This window comes from Saccharothrix sp. ST-888 (genome assembly GCF_000955975.1).
Lineage (GTDB): Bacteria > Actinomycetota > Actinomycetes > Streptomycetales > Streptomycetaceae > Kitasatospora.
On the sequence record NZ_JYJF01000838.1, the window covers coordinates 1 to 318 of the forward strand.

1 protein-coding gene is annotated in these 318 nt (G+C 70.1%); it reads left to right on the forward strand.

From position 1 onward, the window contains the following. The coding region (locus tag UK12_RS42475) for a hypothetical protein (RefSeq protein ID WP_045307218.1) at positions 1–318 on the forward strand (318 nt) is incomplete at both ends.

The window sequence follows — 318 nt, forward strand, 5'->3', positions numbered from 1 at the left end:
CCTGCTGCCGGGCTGGCCGGGCTCCTCCGCCACCTGGTACGGATCGCTACACGTCACCACCAAGCGGAAGCCGCTGATGGAGAGCGGCGAGGTCGCTCCGTTCAGCCTGGTCTCCCCGCACACCCTGCTACCCGTCAACACCACCGGCACCGGCTGCGCGCACGTGCCCGGAAAGGTGAACGCGGAGCCCTGTCTCACACGGGACGTCTCGCAGATACTCCTGCACACCGTCCGGTTGGACGGGTCCGCCGACTGCGCAGCCGTGGCAGCCTACTCGGCCGGTGGCCACTGCGCCGAGAAGCTGTCGGTGGCGCACCG